At 37.3% G+C, this 23,250-nt stretch carries 13 protein-coding genes; 7 read left to right on the forward strand and 6 right to left on the reverse strand.

Translation table 11 applies throughout. The features are described from left to right. Positions 1-220: 220 nt before the first annotated feature. Positions 221-2,389 carry a transcriptional regulator gene (locus tag RGQ13_RS06715; protein WP_348392788.1) on the reverse strand — a complete coding sequence of 723 codons (2,169 nt, stop codon included), beginning with the start codon at positions 2,387-2,389 and terminating at the stop codon, positions 221-223. A gap of 223 nt (positions 2,390-2,612) precedes the next feature. Between RGQ13_RS06715 and RGQ13_RS06720 the strand changes: the two genes are divergently transcribed. Beyond that, positions 2,613-4,472: a serine hydrolase domain-containing protein gene (locus tag RGQ13_RS06720; RefSeq protein ID WP_348392789.1), complete on the forward strand. Its 1,860-nt coding sequence runs from the start codon at positions 2,613-2,615 to the stop codon at positions 4,470-4,472. 1,145 nt (positions 4,473-5,617) lie between these two features. Continuing rightward, positions 5,618-8,893, forward strand: a complete 3,276-nt coding sequence (locus RGQ13_RS06725) for a VPS10 domain-containing protein (protein WP_348392790.1) — start codon at positions 5,618-5,620, stop codon at positions 8,891-8,893. A 346-nt stretch (positions 8,894-9,239) separates the two neighbouring features. Here the strand turns inward: RGQ13_RS06725 and RGQ13_RS06730 are convergent, their stop codons facing one another. From RGQ13_RS06730 to mfd, 4 genes are read right to left on the reverse strand one after another with little or no spacing between them, the layout of a single operon-like run. After that, positions 9,240-9,779, reverse strand: coding sequence for an isochorismatase family protein (locus RGQ13_RS06730; protein WP_348392791.1), 540 nt, complete (start codon positions 9,777-9,779; stop codon positions 9,240-9,242). A gap of 41 nt (positions 9,780-9,820) precedes the next feature. After that, a complete protein-coding gene (locus RGQ13_RS06735) occupies positions 9,821-10,114 on the reverse strand; it encodes a DUF1244 domain-containing protein (RefSeq protein ID WP_348392792.1) in 294 nt (97 codons plus the stop codon). 55 nt (positions 10,115-10,169) lie between these two features. Continuing rightward, a complete protein-coding gene (locus tag RGQ13_RS06740) occupies positions 10,170-11,453 on the reverse strand; it encodes a CsiV family protein (RefSeq protein WP_348392793.1) in 1,284 nt (427 codons plus the stop codon). Positions 11,454-11,468: 15 nt separating this feature from the next. Continuing rightward, positions 11,469-14,996 (reverse strand): transcription-repair coupling factor, encoded by a 3,528-nt coding sequence (mfd, locus tag RGQ13_RS06745; protein WP_348392794.1) that lies wholly within the window; start codon positions 14,994-14,996, stop codon positions 11,469-11,471. A 184-nt stretch (positions 14,997-15,180) separates the two neighbouring features. Between mfd and RGQ13_RS06750 the strand changes: the two genes are divergently transcribed. Genes RGQ13_RS06750 through lolE form a run of 3 tightly spaced genes read left to right on the forward strand, consistent with a single transcriptional unit; the run spans position 15,181 to position 18,332 of the window. Next, the gene (locus RGQ13_RS06750) at positions 15,181-16,419 is read left to right on the forward strand and encodes a lipoprotein-releasing ABC transporter permease subunit (protein WP_348392795.1); all 1,239 of its coding nucleotides are present in this window, start codon (positions 15,181-15,183) and stop codon (positions 16,417-16,419) included. Further along, positions 16,412-17,089: a lipoprotein-releasing ABC transporter ATP-binding protein LolD gene (lolD, locus tag RGQ13_RS06755; RefSeq protein ID WP_348392796.1), complete on the forward strand. Its 678-nt coding sequence runs from the start codon at positions 16,412-16,414 to the stop codon at positions 17,087-17,089. Before RGQ13_RS06750 ends, lolD begins: the two co-directional genes overlap by 8 nt. Continuing rightward, positions 17,082-18,332, forward strand: coding sequence for a lipoprotein-releasing ABC transporter permease subunit LolE (gene lolE, locus RGQ13_RS06760; RefSeq protein ID WP_348392797.1), 1,251 nt, complete (start codon positions 17,082-17,084; stop codon positions 18,330-18,332). Before lolD ends, lolE begins: the two co-directional genes overlap by 8 nt. Positions 18,333-18,434: 102 nt before the next feature. On the opposite strand, the gene RGQ13_RS06765 is transcribed toward lolE, so the two are convergent. Further along, positions 18,435-18,944, reverse strand: a complete 510-nt coding sequence (locus RGQ13_RS06765; protein WP_348392798.1) for a DUF2062 domain-containing protein — start codon at positions 18,942-18,944, stop codon at positions 18,435-18,437. A 117-nt stretch (positions 18,945-19,061) separates the two neighbouring features. Between RGQ13_RS06765 and RGQ13_RS06770 the strand changes: the two genes are divergently transcribed. Both RGQ13_RS06770 and msbA read left to right on the forward strand, forming a co-directional pair. Continuing rightward, positions 19,062-21,377, forward strand: a complete 2,316-nt coding sequence (locus RGQ13_RS06770; protein ID WP_348392799.1) for a DNA internalization-related competence protein ComEC/Rec2 — start codon at positions 19,062-19,064, stop codon at positions 21,375-21,377. A gap of 121 nt (positions 21,378-21,498) precedes the next feature. Further along, entirely contained in the window at positions 21,499-23,244 is a 1,746-nt protein-coding gene (gene msbA, locus RGQ13_RS06775; protein WP_348392800.1) for a lipid A export permease/ATP-binding protein MsbA, read from the forward strand. Positions 23,245-23,250 lie beyond the last annotated feature (6 nt).

Here is a 23,250-nt window from a genome sequence, read left to right on the forward strand (position 1 = left end):
TAAGGTTCATTGTTGCTTTAAATCCCTTCCCTGAATGCCGTTCAATGACCTGGGCACAAAGGTTAAAGCGGGTATTCACATAGACATTAAAACCTATATAGCTTGCCAGAGACAGGTAAGAGACATCTGCTGTATTGAAGATCCTGTGGTCATCAAAAAGCATTAAAGGCTTAATGAATAAGCCTTAGGGATAAGCATTTAATTCAACTTAAAGTTGAATTCACCATGTTACTTTTACAAAATCACTTTGAGCACTTAAAGACTCAACTAAAAGCAATTTACTTTTGTTTGGATGTAAATCAAAACCAACTCTAAATTTATTATTGCCTATTGATACTTTTGTCATCCCTTTATTTTTCTCGGGGTTTGTATTGAAGTTAACGTTAATTAAAAACGACTCTCTGCCCTGCCTTGATGTAAAATATAAACCCGTTTTATCTATTGCCCACCGATGCAGATTAGCTGATTCTACTTTTGCTAAATTTAGCTTTTTAATAACTTTCTTATTATCAATAAAAACTAACCAAGCTATTTTGTTCTTATCAATAACAACTGCGTTATACCCTTTAAACCCATAATAAGGTCGATATGCTATATAGTCGTTAATAACATGAGTATACTTTTTATCCTTTAAACTGAAGCGTTTAATATTAGGTTTTCCATTTTCATAAACAGTTATATACAAAAATTCGTTTTCATCATGCCATACAGGATCGGCTACTTTTTTTAATGAATCAGTTATATAAACAGGCTGTGTGTGTGAAGTTAAATTACATTCAGAAAGTGTTTTAATTGGCTCAATAACTAATCTTTGATTTACGATTACCGCAAAGTGCTTTTCATTTGGGCTGATCTCTAAGTTTGATATTATCACATCGCTAGGCCAACAAGCCTTTATAGATAAATTTCCACCGCTTTCTTGTTTATGGATCATTAAAGATTCAGCAGTTAAAGTTGCAAAATAAATCGCTGAGCCGGACTGGTTATAACGCGGTAAATCCTGTGCTCCTGACAAGGCGATAATGTCACTTGCTGAAATTAAAGGCGTGTTATTTTCCGTCTTATGAGATAGCAATGAATTAGGCTCTTCTTTTATATCTAAATAATTACCATTATGCTGGCGCATTAAATAACAATTTTTTCCACACTCAGCAAAAATATCATTAGTATAAGCAGGGAACTCAGGCAAATTTCTTAAGCTATTTTTAGCAATATCAAATGAGGCAGCAGCACCATTAAACGCGCTTAAAGTTAATGTATTATTATCTTGATGCCATACTATTCGATTCACAAACATAGGAACAATGCGATTCGCGATTAAGGTGCCAGACCCCGTTTCAAGTACTAATAATGAAAACTCTCCCGTGGCAACTTCCCTGATGATCGCTAAATATTTGCCATCAAATGATTCTGAAGCTAAATAATCACCTGAACCTGTCACTTGAGGCGATGTTACGCTTATTAATTCTTGGGTAGTTAAATCAAATTTATAAATGCTACGGTTATTTGAGATATGCGCTTCTTGTGCTAGATAAAGTGCATTATCTCTATGCCAACCAACAACATACTTACCTTTGAGTTTTAGGTGTTTTAATTCATTTACATCAACTACATCACCTGATTTATTAAATTCTGTAATGATATTACTAGATAATCCTTTATTACTTCTGCCAAACGCGAGTTTATTGCCTCCCCTTGACCAATAAGCACCAGAATAATGTGCACCATCCCAGCTTATTTTTTGCAGTCTATTGTTTTTCAAGTTTTTAATAAGGATTTGTTGGGGAGCATCACTTTTACTACGGTGTGTAAATGAAATTGTTTGCGTATTATGATTAAAACTACCATAAGTTTCTGAGCCTGCTAGCGCTGTAATTCTACTGACTTCAAACTTTGGGGGGATTGATAAATCATTATCAGTAGTGTTTTTTGAATAGGAAATATAAAAAAAGCCAACGAACAAACAAAGCAATACAATAATAAAATAAGGGTTTAAATGGTTGAATTTAAATTTGTTATTTAAAAGTTTGTTATTTGATATATCGGTTTTTAAAGCCCTTTCAACTGGCGCTATAAATTTATAACCTTGGCGTGGCACTGTTTTTATAAATATTGGAGATTTAGCATCATCCCCGAGTATTTTTCGTAACTTCTTAAATGCAGCCCTGATCGCTTCATCACTGACATGTCGTCCAGCCCAAACATCATTTTGAATTCTCTCTCTACTCACCACATTAGGTGACTCTAAAACCAATAAAGCCAAACAAGAAAAGAGCTGAGGCTCTAGTTTTATTTCTTCATTATTTTTATAAATACGCTCTTTAGACAAATTAATTTTAAATTCGTCAAAAATAAAAACTTCCTGAGTACTCAGCCTTATACCAGCCATAAAAAAACCTAATAATACCTGTGACCTTTTGTGAACACTGTATTATTACACGAGTTCACAACAGTTAACAAAAGGTTGTTTGCCTAAAACCCCCCTTTTAATTAATTATAATAAAACACTTTGTCCAACTAGATTCAAGTGACTTAATCAGTATTAACTTAAAGCTTTACATTAATCCTACATTAACTTTACATTGAAAATAATATATTCATTAAGAGGTACTATGAAATTTTTATCCATACCATTCATCATCTATTGCTTTTTACAACTAGCTATTTCAAATATTGCTAATGCCAATTCAGAGCTAGCAAAAGCACAAACATTAACTCAATTAAATAACAATATTTCAAAACTCATGGGGGAAAGTACACTTCCTTCTTTGGCTTACACATTAGTCAAAAAGGAAAGTATTGAAGAAATAAAAACACTTGGCTTTGCTGATTTAGACACACAAAAAAAAGCTAATAAAAACACCTTATACCGTATAGGCTCAGTATCCAAAATGTTCACCTCTATTGCGATATTAAAATTGATAGAACAAGGTCGATTACATCTAGACGATGAAATTAAGACCTTAGTTCCCGAAATTGAATTCTTTAACCCTTGGCATGACTCACATCCAATTAGAGTAGTTCATTTACTTGAACATACCACTGGCTGGGATGAGATCGCTTTAACTGAATATGCAAAAAAAAATAATCCTGAACAAACTTTAATTGAGAGTTTAAATTATTACCCTGAATCTCGGACATCTCGTTGGCCTGCAGGAACACGATCATCATATTCAAACTCAGGCTCAGCTGTGGCAGCTTACATAATTGAAAAAATCACAGAAAAAAGCTTTGAATCTTATATTCAAGAAACCATTTTTAATCCGCTTAAAATGCACAACACAACTTATTTATATAATGAGCAAGTGAAGCAGTTTGGTGCGACCTCTTATATGAAAAATAAAGCACAAGCTTATAAACATCTTATATATCGCCCTGTAGGTTCGATAAATTCAACCATAGAAGATATGGCTAAGTTTACAAGAATGCTCCTAAATAATGGCAAACCAATATTAACAGCTGAATCTATCAAGCGTATGCGAAACAGTGAATCAACTAATACACAGGAAATTGCTAATGCATATGGATTAAACAACATCCCTATTTTATTAAATAACTTCTTATATCACGGACATGATGGAGGTGTTAATGGTGCTTTAGCTGATCTTAGGTACTTACCTAGTGGCAATGCTGGATTTGTCATTTTAACTAATAGTTCAAACCCAAGTAAATTAAAACAAATTAGAGAGCAGATTGTCAGTTTTCAAACTCAGGGGTTGAATAAACCTGAAGTATTTTCTGAAGCAAACCAAAATAAAATATCAACACAACTTAGCGGATACTATTACACTGTAAACCCTAGATTTGAATTAGCACATTTTCTCAATAGGTTAGTGGCTGTTTATAAAGTAACTGCCACAGAGCAAGCATTATTATTCGGTGGCTTGATATTTAATTCTAAACCTAAAAAGTTTTTACCTGCTTCTGAAACTTCATTTAAATCTATCGAGAATGGACTCGTGACTTTAGCGGTCGCTGATGATCCTATTGACGGACAAGTGATACATTACGGTGATAAAGTACTGAAAAGAACTTCTGCTTTTGCAGTTTATAGCCAACTAGTTATTGGGATACTTTGGATATTAAGCATCATCTTATTTATTATTACTTTATTAATTAGTGGCATTAATAAAATTCGAAGAAAAAAACTATCAGAAATTCATAAAAAGCTAAGAACTTATCCATTATTAGCATCGTTTACAGCATTAGTGATGATCACAGTTCTTATACTAGGAATGCAAAACCCTTATCTAAACTTCGGAAAAATCGGTGTTTTTTCATTAATGCTAATGCTAGGGACTATTTGCTATGCCGTTTTTACATTGCTCGCCGTATATAACCTATTTAAAACTTCCCCTAATCAATTAAGTAAATTAACCTATAGCTACCATGCTGTTTGCTCTATTATTCACTTATGTACTTTTAGTTACTTGCTATATTTTGGCGTGATAGGTATTAGGGTTTGGGCGTAAATTAAGTATTTCAACGAAAAACCAGGCTCATAAATAGGCGTGGTTTTAATAATTAATCATTTAATTCAATACTTGCCATGTCGAATAATCACAATTACCACAAATGTTTACAGCTTTTACTCTGGCATATTGCGTACCAGATAAATTTAGATTGTAATTTGTATTCGTTGTATTGCCGAGATCTGTCCTACACCCGTCCAATATTGAACATCATAACGTGCTGCACCAGATACTGTTTGGCAATTAATTCTTTGGCTTTTTTTATTTAGGCCTGTAGAAATGCTAGGATCAGCGTTACAGGTATCATTTTGAAGTATTACTTTTACTTTATAACCAGCACGCCATAGCTAGCCTGCCGTAGTTAAATCATTATGACCCGTGCCAATAATAACGACATCATATTCTGCATTATTTGTTGTCATATATGGCTCAAAAAATCAATGGGAATATACTCAGTGTATGCTTAGAAAATGCAAAAAACTTCCCTGCGTATCAGCAGCAATAAAATTTTCAGAGAAAGATTAAAAGCGCTATTGAAGAACGCACCTTAGCAGAATAGTAGCACCGTAACTGATAGAAAACGTTTATCCCGAACCTATCGGCATTAGTGCTGCTATGCACGTCATTCCACCGTTCTTTTGGGTTAACTTCTCCAGTTTTACGGTGACTCTGAACGGTAAGTTTGTGCCATGAACTGCCATACGATATTAGAAAAAATATACCGTCATCCCACCGTGCTTTTGGGTGGGAGCTTCTCCAGTTTCAAGATGACTTAATCAGGCTGGTTTGTGCCATTAGCGGAAGTAGCTTAATCAATGATTCAGTTCAAGTTTTGCCACACTGAAGACATTAGTATCTGAGAATTTATATTAAAAACTTTTGTATGTTCTGATCTACAGCGAACATGGTTGAATAAAACCATTACTCTAGCAGCTGCCTGATAGCGGTCATTTTTCCATAGATAAAAATAAGTGGGTTTGATGTAAATAACCCAATCGATTTTAAGCTCATTGACTGGCAAAAACATCGCCTGTTGCATAGTGCAAGCTTATGATTTATTTTACCTATTCGGGTCTATAATCAAGATTCTATCGATTGCTCTTAATAACGCCTAATAACAAAGTAATATCTTGCTGGAGATTTATATGAAAATTCTTTTATCCATCGCCTTTTTAGTTGCACTATCGTCCCTCACTTTACATGCTGCTGAAAAAGACCAAGACGGTCTAATGAACGATAAATTGTTTGCAAGCATGAAATTGCGCAACATTGGCCCTGCTTATATGTCAGGGCGTATTGCAGATATTGAAGTGGACTCAGAAAATCCATCCACTTGGTATGTAGCAGTAGGATCTGGTGGGGTATGGAAGACAGACAACGGCGGTATTACTTTCAAACCAATATTTGACTCTGAAGCTGTTTATTCAACCGGCGATGTCACCATAGACCCAAGTAACTCAAATATTATTTGGGTGGGTACGGGTGAAAATAATGGTGGTAGACACTTGAGCTTTGGCGATGGTGTTTATCGTTCCCTTGATGCCGGTAAAACATGGAAAAACATGGGTTTGAAAGAGTCTGAGCATATTTCTGATATTATTATTCACCCAACCGACTCCAATACTGTTTGGGTGTCTTCCCAAGGGCCCTTATGGTCTAAGGGCGGTCAGCGAGGGCTATTTAAAACGACTAACGGCGGTCAGACATGGGAAAATGTGTTAAAAATAGACGAATGGACAGGTGTCACTTCTTTAGTCATTGATTCAAGTAATCCAGACAAACTTTATGCAGCCACTTGGCAACGTCAAAGAACCTTACCAGCTTTTGTTGGCACGGGCAAAGGCTCAGCCATTCATACCACTGACGATGGCGGTAAAACATGGCGCAAGCTAAGTGAGGGGTTACCCACTACTGATATCGGTAAAATTGGTTTGGCTATTTCAGCCATTAATCCTGATGTTGTGTACGCAGGCATTGAATTAAATCAACGCAAAGGCGGTTTCTATCGCTCAGCCGACCAAGGTGCAAGTTGGACAAAAATGTCTGATGCCGTAGCAGGCGGAACAGGCCCCCATTATTACCAAGAAATTTTTGCTGACCCCCATCGTTTCGATCGTGTCTACATGGCGAGCAATTATACTCAATACAGTGACAATGGCGGCAAAACGTGGACGCCTATGAATGTTAAGAACAAACATGTTGATGATCATGCTATCGCATTTCATCCTACCAACAAAGACTTCCTGTTAGTAGGCAGCGACGGCGGTATTTATGAGACTCAAGACGGTATGGACAAATGGCGTTTTCTAGCCAATATGCCAATAACACAGTTTTATAAAATAGCGGTGGATGATAGCAAGCCGTTTTACTACGTATATGGCGGTACTCAAGATAATTCTTCACAGGGCGGGCCATCGCGCACAACAAAAACTCATGGAATAAAAAATAATGACTGGTTTTTAATTCTTGATTGGGATGGACATCAACCGGCAACTGAGCCAGGAAACCCAGACGTTGTTTACGGTCAGCGTCAGCAAGGTAACCTAGCGCGTTTTCATCGAAAAACAGGTGAGTATGTGTCTATTCAACCTCAAGAAAAACCGGGTGAACCAGCCGAACGCTATAACTGGGATGCGCCCATTTTAGTATCTAGTCACAATCCTCAACGTTTATATCATGCTTCTCAACGAGTATGGCGTTCTGATGATCGCGGAAATAGTTGGCAGGCTATTTCGGGTGATTTAACTAAAAATCAAAACAGAATGCATATGCCAGTGATGGATCGAACTTGGTCGGTTAACTCTGGCCTTGATTTATTAGCCATGTCTAACTTTAATACCATCGCCAACATTGCTGAGTCACCCCTAGATGAAAACATTTTGTATGCAGGCACTGACGACGGCTTGATTCAAGTAACCTCTGATGGCGGTAAAAAATGGACGACTTATGAAATTGACGATATACGAGGTATACCATCAACCGCTTATATAAATGATATCCGTGCTGATTTATTTGACAAAGATACCGTGTATGCAGCACTTGATAATCATAAGTTCGGTGACTATAAGCCTTACTTGATCAAAAGCACTAATCGCGGAAAATCCTGGAAATCAATCGCTTCAAACTTACCTGATAAGCACTTGGTTTGGCGCATAGTTCAAGATCATGTGAATAAAGATTTACTCTTCATTGGCACCGAGTTTGGTTTGTTTTTTACTGTTGATGGCGGTAACCAATGGATTGAACTAACAGGAGACGTGCCCACCATATCATTTAGAGATGTGCAAATTCAGCGCAGGGAAAATGATCTTGTGGCAGGTAGTTTCGGTCGCGGAATTTATATACTAGATGACTACTCTCCACTGCGAACAATTAGCAAAAAGAGTTTACAAAAAGAAGCGTTATTATTTACCTCTCGTGACGCGCTTTGGTACATTCCAGAAAGTTTGCATACCGACTCACATGGCGATTTTGAATATCGTGCTGAAAACCCAGAATTTGGCGCTACATTCACTTACTACCTGCGCGATGGTATTAAATCGTTAAAAGAACTTAGAGAAGAAAAAGAGGAACAGGCACAAGAAAAAGACAAGTTCCCCCTTTATCCTGCATGGGAAACTGTTGAAATTGAATTAAGAGAATCTGAACCCAGTGTGTATGTGATCATAAAAGATGCTAAGGGGAAAATTGTACGGAAGGTACATGCGGAAGCTAAAAAAGGACTTCATAGAGTAACTTGGGACTTACGGATGCCGTCAGCTAATGCGCTTGGCACTGGCCCTAGCTTCTTCGGTGATGTTGGGCCACTAGTCGCCCCAGGTACGTATACGGCGTTTTTATATACCACAGCAAATGGCACAACACGCGAATTGGCAGAATCAGTCAACTTTAATGTCAAACCACTGTTTGATGAAACAGTACCTGGCGGCGTTTCACCGCAGCAGCGCACGGCCTCATTGCTAGAGGTTGAGAGCCTTAGGCGCAAAGTATCAATGGCAAGAGGACAAGTCGATGACTTAAAATCTAAGTTAGGGTCGTTCCGGATAGCCCTCGACCGTTCCTTTGCGCCTACTACTGAACTAGAAACAAGCTATGAAGAACTTCGACAAGCGGTGTTTGCCGCGCAAGAAGCTCTTAATGGAAAAACAGCAAGTAGTGGTATGGGGGCAACACCAGCGACAATTTCGAGTAGGTTATTTATGATTGAACTTGCCCGAGCAAACACATGGGGCCTTACAGCAACTCAAAAAGAACAGATGCTTATTGTGCAAGATGCGCTTAATGTATTGTTGCCAAGATTAAACAATCTACGGGAACAAACATTTCCTGCTTTCAAGCAATCTTTACTTGATGCCGGTGCGCCTTGGATGCCAGAAGGCTTAATGAAAGAAATGTCAGATGAGCCTGTTGAAATAGACTAATCGACATGTTCGAGTAGTGTGAATAAGAAAAATAATTAGAATGAGTACGCAAATGCTGTTTAGGAAGGTTACCACTGGGGTGCCTTCTTAATTGCCCTTCCTTTGATTATCATGATAGGTACGGGCGTTTTGTTAATGCTTAAAAAGGAAGTTGAATGGATTCAACCTTCCAGTCAAAAAGGCGTTGAGCAAAACATTTTACCGATGGCCTCTATGGGGGGGACGGCCGCATTAAACGTTGAGTAAGCAGGCTTCAAAAGGTCTGGTACTTTGCAGCCGGTTACGGCTATATTAAAACAGATCCTGAAACAAGTTATTGAAGTTGTTTTACTCTAGTCAAAGCACGCTACTTAATAATTTTGATGATCTGCTTAAATTCTTTACTTTCGGCATCACCAATAAGCTCAAATAGAGCCATTTCAGTGCTGCTGAGTGTTAGCCCTTTGCTTTGCATTTTTAACAACGCGATTTGTTTGTTTGATTGTGTTCTTGAAGAAACGGCATCAGAAATTATTTCTACCTCAAAATTTTGCTGATGCAAATCCATTGCCGTTTGGTATACACAAACATGTGATTCAATCCCTGCAACTAATACTTGTTTTCTATCAGTCTTTTTTAGAGCCGTCATAAATTCATCATTTTTAGCGGCACTGAAAGTCGTTTTACTAATTGGTGTTAGATTAGTAAGTAAACTGGATATTTGGACAATAGTTTCGCCAATAGCACTAGGTGTTTGCTCCACCCAAATTATAGGTACATTAAGTATCTGCAGACTTTTTATAAGCTTTTGCATGTTGCTAAATAACGCTTGTTTATCATGAACTAAGCCGGCAAGGTTACCTTGCACATCAACTAATACAAATACTGTATCTTCTTTATTTAGCATACAAATTTATTCTTATTATTTTTTATTGGGTATTTAATCTATTACTTTTTTGACAATTGTTCAAATTTTGCCAGTTGTTCAGCAGTTGCAGGAAGTTGATGTTTATCTTTCCATTCGCTGTAAGGCATGCCGTACACTTGTTCTCTAGCTGTATCAATATCTATTGTTTCACCTAGTTTTTCAGCCTCAGTAACAGTCCATTTTGAAAAGCAATTGCGACAAAACCCGGCAAGATTCATTAGTTCTATATTTTGCACATCTTTGCGTGAATCTAAATGGGCTAATAAACGGCGAAATACCGCGGCTTCAATTTGCGTTTGTTTATCTATTGACATAAATTTTATACTTCTATTAGTTAAATGGTTAATGATGCATGCAAGCTTTCAGTTCCTAGTTCCTATCACTATTAATGTCTAATTCTTCAGAATCGATCACTTCTTTTGGTGCATCTTCATCGATCACATCTGGTTTTTCATGACGGCGAATTTGTACAATCATTCCCATATAAGGATGATCAAAATAATGAATTTCACCGCTGATCACCCTGCGGTTTTGTTTAAACGGGACCAATGCCTCAATAACTTTTTCATTATTATTTTTAGATTTGGCAATGACATTAAACTGGCTATTTATATATAGATAGTGATCTAAATGTACATTAAAGAAGCCATCAATTTGCCAATTTTGTTGGTGTTGTTTGGTATTGTTTTCTGCTGTCGTTAAACTTTCAACATCGAATAATGGTTGTATTTGCTGATTTTTAATCTGTTCAGTTAAAACATCTATTTGAATATCGTTTTGTTCAATATCGTTGATAATTTGTGCTAAGTGCTTTGTAACAATATCTTGTTTTTCTGCATCACTTAATTGTAAGTTTTCATCAAGTTCAATCACTTCAGTATTTTTTACTTTAGTTAATGCTTGGTTTTCTCCGGCCAAAAGCCGAACTGCTTTGGCAGCACGTCTATCTAACACTGCCTGGCGCCAGCCCATGTGCAATACCGGTTTAAAATGTTTAGAGTTACTGAGTGATTTTTTTATATGAGTCAGTTTTAAGCTGTTTTTGTTAAGTAGATAAGGCACATTGGCATACAAATCTTCATTAGCTGAAATAGTTTTTGGTATTTGATAAAACTCTTTGTCGATAGCATTTTCAAAAATATTAACGTCATTTTTTTTACACGCTAATGAAAGGTTTGCTAACTTTTTCTCAACTTCAGCTAAAGTTGTTTTGTTTTTTGTTTGCTCTGTAGCTTGGAAGCCTTCTTGCTCGAGATTATCAATGCTGTTGTTAACCGCAATAGTTTTAGGCGTGTTACACACATCTAACTGTTGCTCAAAATTTACTATGTTTTGTAAATAGTTGTTGAGTAAAGAAACATTGTTAGACGCTTTATCATTATTCAAGGCAACTTGCTGTTTAAAGTCTTCTTTATAAGATGATTTGTCGATAAGTTGCTCTAATAAAATTACCTCTATTTCGAACCATCGCTCAGCAGGCTTTTCAGTAGCATCAGTGTTTTTTAACTCTTTTGCTGGTTGTGCTATTGCATTATGACCGACTAAGCTGAACAACATTGAACTTAGCAATGCCAACTTGGCCAGTTTTGTAAATTTATGCTTTGTGATGCTGCTGTTTGTTCTAACTGTTGTCATTGCATTGTTTACTTGCATATTGGTCATTATTCCTTAGGCAATACTTTTGTTTAAACTGTCTATCATCTTGCTGATTAAGGTAAAGCGCGCTTGATTGTCTTCTGTTTTGATCGCAAATTTTAGTTTATTAGCGCCATCCATTTTGTATATTGATGGTTGTTGTTGGATCAAGCCTATTATAAGCATAGGATCAATTTTAGTGTTGCTATTAAATTCTATCGAACCACCATTTATACCTGCATCGACTCTAGCGATACCAATATCTTCTGCGCTTAAACGAAGTTTCGCAATGAAAAAAATGTGTTTGGTAGCTTGTGGTAACAGTCCAAAACGATCAATTAACTCAATTTGAATTTCATCTAATTCATGATTGTCCTTACAACTGGCTATACGTTTATAAAACGATAAACGCATACTGACATCATAGATGTAATCATCTGGGATTAATGCAGGCACTCGCAACTCAATTTCAGTCTGCTTAGCGGTTAAATCTTCTAATGATGGCTGTTTGCCTTCTTTTAACGCCGCAACTGCTTGATCTAGCATCTCCATGTATAAGCTAAAGCCAATACTTGCCATTTGCCCTGATTGATCTTCACCTAAAAGTTCACCTGCGCCACGAATTTCTAAATCATGGGTCGCTAACGCAAAACCTGCGCCTAAATCTTCTAACTGTGAAATAGCATCCAGTCGCTTAGCAGCATCTTTAGTCATGCGTTTAGGATGTGGTGTTAGTAAATAAGCATAAGCCTGATGGTGCGATCGACCTACACGGCCGCGTAATTGATGTAATTGCGCCAAACCTAAATGATCGGCTCTATCCATTATTATGGTGTTTGCTGTTGGAATATCTATACCGGTTTCAATAATGGTAGTACACACTAAAACATTATATCGTTGGTGATAGAAATCACTCATGATGCGCTCTAATTCACGTTCTCGCATTTGACCATGGGCAACAATAATTTTAGCTTCTGGCAGCAAGTCTTGAAGTTCTTGCGCCGTTTTTTCAATAGTTTGTACATTATTATGCAAGAAGTAAACTTGACCACCACGTAAAACTTCACGTAAAACTGATTCTCTGATCAATGCACTTTCACGTTCACGTACAAAGGTTTTAACAGCTAACCGTTTTGCTGGAGGTGTAGCAATTATTGATAAATCGCGCATTCCACCCATGGCCATATTCAATGTTCTTGGAATAGGGGTAGCGGTAAGGGTTAAAATATCAACATTAGAACGTAGTTTTTTAATTTTTTCTTTTTGTTTAACCCCAAAGCGGTGCTCTTCATCAACAATAAGTAAGCCTAAATCTTTAAACTTAATATCATCAGACAATAACTTATGAGTACCGATCAAAATGTCAATTTGGCCGGTAGCGATATTGGCAATAACTTCTTTTTGCTGTTTCGCGGTTTTAAAGCGAGAAAGTACTTCAATATTTACTGGCCAGTTAACAAACCTGTCTTTAAAGTTTTCATAATGTTGCTGAGCAAGTAAGGTTGTTGGTACTAATATAACAACTTGTTTTGAATCATTTGCAGCAATAAATGCTGCGCGCATAGCTACTTCTGTTTTACCAAAACCAACATCACCACAAACCAATCGATCCATGGTTTTGTGATCCAGCATGTCGGCAATAACATTGGTAATTGCATTTTGTTGATCTAATGTTTCTTCAAAGCCAAAGCTTTCGGCAAAACTTATATAATCTTCTTTATTTCGTTTAAAAGCATAACCATGACTTTGTGCTCGTTTAGCATAAATATCGAGTAAATCGGCGGCCACATCTTTAATTTTTTCAGCGGCTTTTTTCTTCGCTTTTGACCAAGAGTCTGTACCCAGCCTATGGATAGGGGTAGTGTCACTGTTGGAGCCCGAATAGCGAGAAATTAAATGTAATGAGGCAACAGGCACATAAAGTTTGGCATCATTAGCGTAACTGAGCATTAAAAACTCAGTGTTAATCCCCTGGTTTTCAAAAGTCTGTAAGCCTTGATAGCGACCGATACCGTGTTCGATATGCACTACAGGTTGATTTATTGACAGTTCAGTGAGGTTTTTAAATATCGCTTCGCTGTTGGTTTCTTGTTTTTTAGTTCTACGCCTTGCTTGCTTTACTCTGTCGGTGAATAAATCATCTTCAGTAATAATTGCAAAGTTTAGAGCTGCCTTGCTGTCTGCCTGAGAAACAATAAAACCGTGATTTAACGCATTAACTGTAATTGCAATTTGCAGCTCAGATGAAATAAAACTGCTTATATCATCAACGTTTTTAGGAGCTATTTTTTCACGGGAAAGTAATTCTAACAGTGTTTCTCTTCGGCCTTGGCTTTCGGCAACAAATAGTACTTGCTGGTTGTGTTCAGCAGCATCTTCTAAAAACTGACAAACCGCTTGCAAAGGCTTTTTAAGCTGATGATTAACAGCCACCTCTGGTAAAGCAGCTGTTGCATAATTAACATTACCCGCTTTGTCATTAAGCTTAATTGCTTGGCTTTCTTTATCCGCTACTTTTATATTAACTCGGTCGTGATGCTTTAACGTTGAAAACAATTGTTCTCGAGTCAAAAATAACTTTTCTGGTGGCAGTAAAGGCCTTAATGGATCGTAGCGTCTGTCTTCATAACGGTATTGCGCATCTAAATTGAATTGCTCAAGGTTTTTATCGATGTCACCATGAATTAATACTTGCGTATTTAGTGGTAAATAATCAAACAAGGTTTCAGTTTGCTCAAAAAATAGCGGTAAATAATATTCGATACCAGCGGGTAAAATATTTTTACTGACCTGATGATATACAGAGTCTTTATCGTTGTTTGCTTTTAAAATTTCACGGTATTGGTTTCTAAATAATTCTATTGCCGCTTTATCTGTTGGGAACTCATGAGCAGGTAATAACTCAATACTGGCAATGGTGTCTTTTGAGCGTTGATCTTCAACATCAAAGGTGCGAATACTGTCGATTTCATCATCGAAAAAATCTAACCGATATGGCGTGTTATTGCCCATTGGATATAGATCTAAAATAGCACCTCGGGCACTAAATTCGCCATGTTCAAGCACTTGTTCTACTGCTCGATAACCACTTGCTTCAAGCTCTGCACGCATTTTATGAAGATCTTTTTTATCTCCAGTTTTAATTAGTAAGCTGTTTGCCTCAATATATTGTTTAGGCGCTATGCGGTGTACTAATGTGTGGGCCGGAACAATGACAATGCCTTTGTTCATTCGTGATAAGCGATAAAGGGTTTGCAGCCTTTGCGAGATAATATCTTGATGTGGCGAAAAGCTATCGTATGGCAGAGTCTCCCAATCAGGGAATAAGCATATATCTAAATCTTGATCATTAATGCTGAGTAATTCATGTTCAAGTTTAAGCGCTGTTGCGGTATCTTCGGTAACTAATAACGTAAGACTTTTGGAGTTAGCCGCAGCAAAGTAAATTGCAATACTGGCACTTGAACCATGCAAGTTAGCCCACTGCTTTTTGTCTTTTAAATTGGCATCAACTTTACTTAAAGCTAATAAAGGCGAAAATATACTACTGGTTTGGCTCATTGTTTAGATATCGTTGTTGTTGGCTTGAATTACAAATACTGATTAACATCAGTTAGCGATTGATTTTAGACGTTTATACAGCCATTGTCATACTAAATTACATATTATTATCGTGTTCTACTTGTACTAAACTGTGCAAGCTTTTATCATTTACAGACATCTTCAAAAAAAATTATAAATATAAATGTTTCAACCGGTTAGTCTTTTTATCGGATACCGCTACAGTCGCAGTCAAAACCGTTCTGGTTTTGTATCTTTTATCACCTTTTTTTCTATCGCCGGTATTTTATTAGGCGTGGCAGCGTTGATCTCTGTAGCTTCAGTAATGAATGGCTTTGAAGGGCAATTAAAACAACGTATTTTAGGGTTAGTACCTCATGTAGTTGTACAGGCCAAACAGCAAAGTATTAATGATTGGCACGAACTTATTACAAAGCTTGAAGCACAGCCATTGGTAAAAGGCGCAACGCCTTATTTAGAAAGTGAATCATTTATTCAATCGCCAAGTAAATTACAAGGCGTTTTAATGCAGGGTATTTACCCCGAATATGAACAAAAATATTCTTTATTAGCTGAAAAAATGCAAGTAGGGCAGTTAACTGACTTGGTTCCTGGAAAGTACCAAATGGTCATGGGCGTCTCATTAGCTCGCAAGTTAGGTATTCGTATTGGTGATAAAATCAGGCTAGCTCTACCTAATAAAACTATTTTTACTCCGATGGGCAGGGTGCCGGTGCAACGCAAGTTTACCTTGGTTGGGGTCTTTCATGTTGGCTCGCAAGTTGATGATCATATGGTCATTATTCACGGTCAAGATGCCGCTCGTTTATTAAGAAAAGATAAAGACAGTGTTGATAACATCCGTTTATATCTTAATGATGCATTTGATGCTCAACCGCTAGCCAAAAAGCTAATGTTAAATAATGAGTTTGAGCACTTAAACTTTACTACCTGGGATAAAACTCAAGGTAATTTATTCGCAGCGGTGCGCATAGAAAAAAACATGATGTGGTTAATGTTGAGCTTAATTGTCGCTGTTGCCGCATTTAATATTGTTTCAGCACTGGTAATGGTAGTTATCGACAAGCAAGGTGAAATCGGTATATTGCAAACCTTGGGCTTAAAGCCGAAACAGGTATTACAAATATTTATCACCCAAGGCATGGTGAATGGTTTATGGGGCGTTACCCTAGGCTCTATCATTGGCGTAATCTTTACCTTAAACATAAACTCTGTATTGTCATTGTTTGGCGTTAATGTTTTAGGCTCAGGCTTTGTCATGCAAACCTTACCCATCGATTTACAATATCAACAAGTATTAATAATTATTCTATCGGCATTGGTGATGAGCTTCACTGCAACCTTATATCCGGCTTATAGAGCATCTAAAACACAACCCGCTGAGGTTTTACGAAATGAATAATGTGTTAGTGTGCCAGCAACTGGTTAAAGAATATCAGCAAGGGCCACAAACTACAGCAGTATTAACAGGTTTAGACTTAACCGTTAAAAAAGGCGAACTACTGGCTATAGTTGGTAGCTCAGGCTGCGGTAAAAGTACCTTCCTGCATTTGGCTGGAGCATTAGATACACCAACCTCTGGTAGTGTTGAAATTGATAATATTGATATCTATGGTTTGTCGGACTCAAAAAGAGCTGAGTTTAGAAATAAGCATTTAGGTTTTATTTATCAATTTCACCATTTAATGATGGAGTTTAGCGCCGAAGAAAATGTAGCTATGCCATTACTTATCCGTGGAGATAAACCCAAAGCCGCTCTGGCCGAAGCAAAAAATATGCTGGCGAAAGTAGGGCTTAGCCATAGAACGCATCATCGTCCATCAGAACTCTCTGGAGGTGAACGCCAACGTGTAGCTATTGCTCGAGCTTTGGTTACCAAACCTTCTTTAGTTTTAGCTGATGAGCCAACAGGTAATTTAGATTTTGATACTGCAGAACAAATATTTCAGTTAATTAAAGAGCTAAATCGCTCAGAAAATACTAGCTTTGTTGTTGTGACCCATGATTTGACCTTAGCTGGACGTATGGACAGACAATTAAAATTAGACCATGGAAAGTTACTTGATGTTTAAACCATTAAGTATTTTTATCGGCTTACGCTACGTTCGCTCTAATCGAACCAAAGGTTTTGCCTCATTTATATCCGCATCTTCGACCATAGGCATTGGCTTAGGTGTGATGGTGCTTATATTAGTGCTGTCTGCAATGAATGGCTTTGAACGTGAATTGGCTAAGCGTTTGTTATCGGTTGTTCCTCATGGTGAGTATATTGCGGTTACTAAACCTATCGACAACTGGCAACAACGAGTTACTCATTTAGAGTCGTTTGAACATGTACTTGGCGCTGCACCGGTAATTAAATTAGGTGGTTTATTACAAAAGGGTGAGCAACTTAAAGCGTTAGAAGTTCGAGCCGTAGATGTTGAACTTGAAACTAAAGTTTCAAAAATAACTGATTTTATCAGCGCTGGAAAATGGACCGATTTAACCGGGCAATCTTTAGTGATAGGTAAAGGTATTGCTAAAAAATTAAAGGTTAACGTTGGCGATACCGTACAACTTATTTTGCCGAGGCTTAATGGCGAACAAAGTAACAGTCAATTTGCTGCGCCGAAAAAACGTAATATGACTATCGCTGCTATTTTTGATTTTGGCGGCGCCATCGATGAAACCCTGGCATACATGCCGTTAAAGGTTGGTAGCGAAATCGCAGGTCTAGGGGATAATGTCCACGGCTTAAGAATAGCCGTAGATGATGTATTTCAGGCTCCTGTCATTGTGAGAGATATTGGTCAACAGCTTGATATTTATGTGTACATGAATGATTGGACGCGTACCCAAGGGCATGTTTTTAATGATATTCAGCTACTGCGTACGGTCATGTTTGTGGTGATGTTAATGGTTATTGCCGTCGCTAGTTTTAATATCGTCTCGAGTTTATTTATGGCGGTAAATGATAAAAAAGGTGATATTGCCATTTTAAAAACCATGGGTGCTAAGCCTAAAACTATTATGTTGAGCTTTGTTTATCAAGGTTTGGTAAATGGCGTTCTTGGCGCAGTAATAGGTGCGTTATTTGGTGTGTATTTATCACTAAACTTGACCGAAATCATTCGTAGTATTGAATCGATGTTGAATACCAAGTTTTTATCTGGCGATGTTTATTTTATCGACTTTTTGCCAACTGAGTTAGATATACGAGACGTTATTTTTACCGTTGTAGCGGCGTTAATATTAAGTTTGATTGCAACCTTGTATCCTGCTTGGCGTGCAACGAAAATAGATCCTGCACAGGTGTTAGGGCAGGGAGGGTAGGGAGTATAGGTATTAGGAACTAGGAATTAGGGGCTAGAAACTAGAAAGCTCCTGAAACTCATCACTCCCCGTATATCTGCACCTGCTTTTCTAGCTTAATGCTTATCTATGCTTACGTTTTTTCCAATTGCTTGCTACTGAGTAACGCCAAATGCCATTAATGGTAAAGTAACCAACTATAGAGAAAAATACTGCACAAACGGCACAACCTAATAGGAAAGGGCCAGCTACTGCTGACAAGCTAGTTGTTAGCCATTCTACACTTAACTCAAAAGCGAAATCTTGCGGCGGCACATTCATTATTACTGTGCCTAGTTTATAACATGCATAAAAAATTGGTGGGATCGTAATTGGGTTGCTAAGCCAAACCAGAGCAACCGAAAGTGGCAAGTTTGCATGAACCAATATTGCCATTCCTGCCGCCAACATCATTTGAAAAGGAACTGGAACAAAAGCAAAGAATAATCCAACAGCAAATGCTTTAGATACTGAACGACGATTAAGGTGCCATAAATTGGCATCATGCAACACATCACCAAATATTTGTAGGTGTTTATTGGTTTTGATGGTGTGATGATCGGGTAACCATCGTTTGATCATTTTCTTTGGCATAAGTTAAGTTAATCTTCTTGCTTATTTTTGTGCATGATATTTATATCAGTATAGGAAATTTAATAGCGACTATACTTGTTGTATTCAAATTACAGCGTTAATTATGGACAATTCACTATGGAACGGTGGTTGCTGTTATTTTTTATTGGTGCTTGCTGCGCGTTACTACTTGAGCAAGTACCGGCGTTATACTATCTATTATTGTTAGCGTTGTCTTGTTTTTGTGTCGCTATTCTTACCTGTTTTTATAAAAAGCTACTCCCAGTACTTGCTTGGCTTTTTGGCTTTGCTTATATCTTGTTCGCTGCAAGTGCTCATTTTTCATGGAGTGATAATAATAAATTAGATGCGAAGACCTTACATTTAAGCGAATTATTGATACAAGGCACAGTACAAACCTTGATCGTAGGTGGCAATGAAGATCTTCGTTTTAATGTTGAAATACAATCAATAAATTCACAACTGTTAAAACAGCCTTTTGGGGCTAGGATCACTTTTAAACAGGCAAACATAGTCCTTTCTCAAGGAGATATTGTGCAGTTGTTGGTTAAAGTAAAACCAGCCCATGGCTTTGCTAATCAAGGAAGCTTTTCTTATCAAAAATGGTTATTACAAAACCACCTTGTTGTTACTGGATATGTAAAAAAATCTTCCCTGAATATGGTGCTAGAAAAGTCAACAAGTGTGAGGCAAGCTCTTTACAATCAATTAAATAAAAATCTTAAACAAACGTTGAAGCCGTTAATTCTAGCCTTATCATTAGGTGATAAATCTCAAATTGATAACCCTATGTGGCAGGTGTTACAAACCACAGGTACTCAGCATTTAATGGCAATATCCGGTTTGCATTTGGGGCTTATAGCAGGGTTTGGTTTCACCTTGGCGAAGCTTATTATTTGGCTCTTGCCCAAACCATTACTATCACAACGTTATTTATACCTTTATCCGATGATTGTTAGTTTAGTTTTTGCCTGTATCTATTCATATCTGGCTGGATTTTCAATGCCAACAATTAGGGCATTAATTATGCTGCTATGGTTTTATGGACTAAGAATTTTTTGTATTAAGGTTACTATTATCAAGTGGCTGTTATTAAGTTTATGCACCATTATTTTAATAGACCCTTTTGCTATTTTCGATGCAAGTTTGTACTTATCTTTTAGCGCGGTATTGGTTATTTTATTTAGCTTTTGGCGTTGGGGGTATTTATTCGTAAACAGGCCTAAGTGGCAAAAAATGTTTTTGTCTTTATTGTTATTACAAATTGCTATCAGTTTATTGTTAATGCCACTGACATTATTGTTGTTTAATAAAGTTTCTATTGTTGCTCCTCTTGCTAACATTATCGTTGTACCTTGGTTGTCGTTCACCGCTATTCCTACTATTTTAATAGCGACGCTTACATTACCTATTATGCCTTCACTGGCTCTATGGTTATTTGATATTGCCAATTACTGTCTTGAACTTGGCATGGATTATCTTAGTTGGCTTGCTGCGTTCGAGTATTCTACCGTTTCATTTTCAACTCCTGTTCTCGTTATTATCTGTTTAACTCCCTTGACCATATTTTTGCAAACCTTGCGATTAATCCATCCCAAATGGGTGTTTATCTCATTATTGCCTACTTTGGTGAGTATAATTGGGGTTGAAATTGGTGTTCAGTATTGGCAAAAAAGTAATAAATACTGGTTGATGACGATATTTGATGTTGGCCATGGGGTAGCCGTGTTAATTGAAAGAAATGGCGAAGCCATTTTGTACGATACCGGTGCAGCTTATCCTAGTGGCTTTAATTTTGTTGAAGCTGTAATTAAGCCGTATTTACTAACGAACCGAATAGATAAAATTGATTTAGCTATTATAAGTCATCGTGATAATGATCATGCTGGCGGTTTACCTTTCTTGCAAAAATATAACCTAGTTAAATCTTTTTCGGTAAACTTTTCAGATTTAGAAAATAATATTCCTTGTACAGCCGGCAAGTTTATAAACTGGCAAGGGTTAACGTTAAAGGTGCTATCGCCTAATAATAAAGTAGGGACTCATAATGATGAGTCTTGTGTAATCGAGATAACCGATGGTAAATATAAAGTGCTATTGCCAGGAGATATATCTAATAAGGTCGAGTTGCAGCTGCTGCATAATGAACTATTGAGCAAGGTCGATGTGCTATTAGCGCCGCATCATGGTTCTAAAAGCTCTTCAAGTTTCAGCTTTGTACAATTTGTTCAGCCTAAATATGTGCTTTATAGCAGTGGTTTTTTAAATCGCTGGGATATGCCAGTCAAAGAGGTTGTTGAACGCTACCAACAAATTAGTGCTATAGAATTAAATACAAGTATTGTAGGAATGGTGCAATTTACGTTTACTAAACAGGGAATTACCTATAAAACTTATCGAGATAATTTGTTACCTTTTTGGCCTTGGCAATAATTTTTCGAATTAATAGGCTATTATAGTTGTATATCAGTGAATTAGCCTTATATATCAGGTAGAATACTTTCATAATAATTTAAAAATATGCAGCATATTTTGCATTAATTAAGAGACTTACATGCAAGAGCAAAAGGATGCCACTACCTGGCAGAATTTTAAACGACTTTTTAGTTATACCAAAGGTTTACGCTTCGGCTTGGCTGCCGCTATTGTAGGCATGTTAGGTTATGCTGGCATTGACACTTTAGTGTTTTCACAACTTCAGCCTCTCATTGATGACGGCTTAACAAATTCAAATCCCGATATCCTAAAGTATGCACCTATATTTGTTATTGTTGCCTTTGTAATTCGTGGTACCTCTCATTTTGTCGCAACATATTGCTTAGCTTGGATGGGTAATCATGTGGTGATGCGCTTAAGACAAAAACTATTTGAGCACATTGTTGCAATGCCGGTACCATTTCATGATAAAGAATCCACTGGTACATTAATTTCAAAAATTACCTACGATACTGAACAGTTATTAAAAGCAATCTCAAAAGCATTATTAACCTTAATTCGCGAAGGTGCATTTGTTATTGGCTTGATCGGTTTGATGTTTTATAACAGTTGGCAATTATCTTCAATTTTCTTACTTATAATCCCAATTGTGGCTTGCATTGTCGTTGTTGTTTCTAAACGTTTTAGAGCCGTAAGTAAACGCATTCAAAAGATGATGGGAATAGTTACTAGTGCAACGGAGCAAACTTTTAATGGCCACAAAGTTGTTCTGTCATTTGGTGGGCAAGAACGCGAATTTGAACGATTTGCGAAAATAAATAATCAAAATCGCCAGCAACGAATGAAAATGGTTGCAGCTAAAGCAACCAGTGTTCCTGTTATTCAAATCATTGCCTCATTTGCACTTGCTTTTGTGTTATATGCGGCTAGCCGAGAAGATTTTGTTGGTGAGTTATCACCGGGTACGTTTACCACAGTCGTCACGAGTATGATCATGATGCTAAGGCCGCTTAAACTATTAACAACAGTAAATAGCGAATTTCAACGAGGTATGGCTGCTGCGCAAAGTGTTTTTGATGTATTAGATCAAAAAGTAGAGCAAGACACCGGCACACTTGGGCTTGAAACTGCACAAGGTATAATTGAATTTGATGATGTTACTTTTAACTATCCAGGCAGTGAAAAACCCGCACTTAAAAATGTCAGTTTTAAGTTAGAACCTGGAAAAACGTTAGCCCTAGTTGGTCGCTCAGGTAGCGGTAAATCAACCCTTAGCTCTTTGTTGTTACGTTTTTACAATAGTAATCATGGCCAAGTGTTGATTGACGGTGAAAATATTCGTGATTACAAACTGAAAGACTTAAGAAATCAATTCGCATTTGTTTCCCAGCAGGTTGTGCTTTTTAACGATAGTGTGGCCAATAATATCGCTTACGGAAACCCACAAGCGAGTAGAGATGAAATCATTGCGGCAGCCAAAGCAGCCCATGTGATGGAATTTGTAGAAAACTTACCCGATGGTTTAGACACTAATATTGGTGATAATGGCTCTATGCTCAGTGGCGGACAACGTCAGCGCTTAGCTATTGCTCGAGCCTTATTATGCGATGCTCCTTTTTTAATACTCGACGAAGCTACCAGTGCTTTAGATACTGAATCTGAGCGTCACATACAAGATGCATTGAATGTTTTACAACAAAATCGAACTTGTGTTGTAATTGCCCATCGTTTATCCACCATAGAAAATGCCGATTCTATAATCGTAATGGACCAAGGGTGCTTGCTAGAGCAGGGCAATCATCAAGAATTGCTAGATAAAAACGGTGCCTACGCACAATTGCATGCATTTCAATTTGGTGAATAGGGGCTA

This window comes from Thalassotalea psychrophila (assembly GCF_031583595.1).
Lineage (GTDB): Bacteria > Pseudomonadota > Gammaproteobacteria > Enterobacterales > Alteromonadaceae > Thalassotalea_A > Thalassotalea_A psychrophila.

Coding starts and splice junctions, on each gene's coding strand:
- RGQ13_RS06715 (WP_348392788.1), bottom strand. CDS start 2,389: ATGGCTGGTATAAGGCTGAGTACTCAGGAAGTTTTTATTTTTGACGAA.
- RGQ13_RS06720 (WP_348392789.1), top strand. CDS start 2,613: ATGAAATTTTTATCCATACCATTCATCATCTATTGCTTTTTACAACTA.
- RGQ13_RS06725 (WP_348392790.1), top strand. CDS start 5,618: ATGAAAATTCTTTTATCCATCGCCTTTTTAGTTGCACTATCGTCCCTC.
- RGQ13_RS06730 (WP_348392791.1), bottom strand. CDS start 9,779: ATGCTAAATAAAGAAGATACAGTATTTGTATTAGTTGATGTGCAAGGT.
- RGQ13_RS06735 (WP_348392792.1), bottom strand. CDS start 10,114: ATGTCAATAGATAAACAAACGCAAATTGAAGCCGCGGTATTTCGCCGT.
- RGQ13_RS06740 (WP_348392793.1), bottom strand. CDS start 11,453: ATGCAAGTAAACAATGCAATGACAACAGTTAGAACAAACAGCAGCATC.
- mfd (WP_348392794.1), bottom strand. CDS start 14,996: ATGAGCCAAACCAGTAGTATATTTTCGCCTTTATTAGCTTTAAGTAAA.
- RGQ13_RS06750 (WP_348392795.1), top strand. CDS start 15,181: ATGTTTCAACCGGTTAGTCTTTTTATCGGATACCGCTACAGTCGCAGT.
- lolD (WP_348392796.1), top strand. CDS start 16,412: ATGAATAATGTGTTAGTGTGCCAGCAACTGGTTAAAGAATATCAGCAA.
- lolE (WP_348392797.1), top strand. CDS start 17,082: ATGTTTAAACCATTAAGTATTTTTATCGGCTTACGCTACGTTCGCTCT.
- RGQ13_RS06765 (WP_348392798.1), bottom strand. CDS start 18,944: ATGCCAAAGAAAATGATCAAACGATGGTTACCCGATCATCACACCATC.
- RGQ13_RS06770 (WP_348392799.1), top strand. CDS start 19,062: ATGGAACGGTGGTTGCTGTTATTTTTTATTGGTGCTTGCTGCGCGTTA.
- msbA (WP_348392800.1), top strand. CDS start 21,499: ATGCAAGAGCAAAAGGATGCCACTACCTGGCAGAATTTTAAACGACTT.